The sequence below is a fragment of the Candidatus Viridilinea mediisalina genome (assembly GCF_002532535.1).
In the GTDB taxonomy this organism is placed as follows: domain Bacteria; phylum Chloroflexota; class Chloroflexia; order Chloroflexales; family Chloroflexaceae; genus Viridilinea; species Viridilinea mediisalina.
Genome location: NZ_NQWI01000275.1, coordinates 1 through 1,426 on the forward strand (window position 1 = coordinate 1; position 1,426 = coordinate 1,426).

Below are 1,426 nucleotides of genomic sequence, written 5' to 3' on the forward strand. Positions count from 1 at the left end.
TTCCTACTTCCTACTTCCTACCTCCTACCTCCTACTTCCTACTTCCTACTTCCTACTTCCTACTTCCTACTTCCTACCTCCTACTTCCTACCTCCTACTTCCTACCTCCTACCTCCTACTTCCTACTTCCTACCTCCTACTTCCTACCTCCTACTTCCTACTTCCTACTTCCCTACCTCCTACCGTAGCCACTTGGCCTAAACAGATTCCACCATCATTCGGTGGTACAAGTCGCTGCATCAAGACCTGCTTGCCACTTGCGCGCAAGTGCTGGCAGGCCCGTTCGCTCAACAGGCGATTTTGGAAGCAACCCCCACTGAGCGCAATGGTCACCACGTCGCTCTGTTGGGCAATGCGAACCATCGCCGCCACCATGCTATTGTGGAAGCGGGCGCTGATCAGGCTGATCGGCACACCACGGCGTTGCTCTTCCAGCAGGGCGGCCAGACAGGGCCGCCAGTCGAGGTGTGGGCCGTCTAGGCCAAAGGGGTAACTGGTAGTGGTATGTGGATCGGCGTAGTACTCAAGCAGCAGCGCCGCTTCACCCTCATAGCTCGCCACTTGGCAAAGACCGAGGAGCGCTGCAACTCCATCGAAGAGCCGCCCGGCGCTGCTGGTGCGTGGGCTGTTGAGCCCACGTTTGAGCATAGCGTGCAACAAGGGCCGTTGGGCGTCATGCAGGCTACCCACAGGCACGAGATCGCCCCGCTGCCACAGTTCGTCGCCCTCCAATTCATAGAGTAGCGCCAACGCAACCCGCCAGGGCTCACGGATGGCGGCTTCACCACCGGGCAAACCGAAGGGCCGCAGGTAGGCAAAACGCTCCGAGTGGGCGCAGTTGCCCAAGAGAAACTCGCCCCCCCAAATGGTACCATCAAGCCCGTAGCCCGTGCCATCCCAGATGATGCCCAAGGCGGGATCGCTATGGTGGTGTTCGGCCAAACATGCCGCAAAATGGGCATGGTGATGCTGAACCGCAATCAGGGTGGGCGGGCGCGTTGCCGCCTGGCTCAAACGCTGGGCCACCTGGGTCGTATAATAATCCGGGTGCAAATCGTGGGCCAACACCAGCGGCTGCACCGCGTAGAGCCGCATCAGATCAGCAAGAACCTGATCGTATGCTTGGCGCGCCACCGGATCATCCAGATCACCAATATGCTGACTAATGAAGACCTGGCGCTCAATGGCGAGAGCCACGCTGCTCTTGAGATGCGCCCCCAGGCCAAGCGTGGTAGGCACTGGGGCTCGTAGCAGCACTGGCGCAGGCGCATAGCCACGGGCACGACGCAACAGCCGTGCTTCACCATCAAGCATCCACGCGATACTATCATCAGCATGGCGCGCAATCGGGCGATCATGCACCAGCAGCAGATTGGCAATCCCCCCAAGCCGCGCCAGCGCCTCATGTTCATCTACGCAGATCGGC

Annotated in this window: 1 protein-coding gene; it reads right to left on the minus strand. The window is 59.7% G+C overall.

From position 1 onward, the window contains the following. Nucleotides 1-150: 150 nt before the first annotated feature. Nucleotides 151-1,426: Kae1-like domain-containing protein (locus CJ255_RS23925; protein WP_165774891.1), on the minus strand; the 1,276-nt coding region annotated here is incomplete at its 5' end.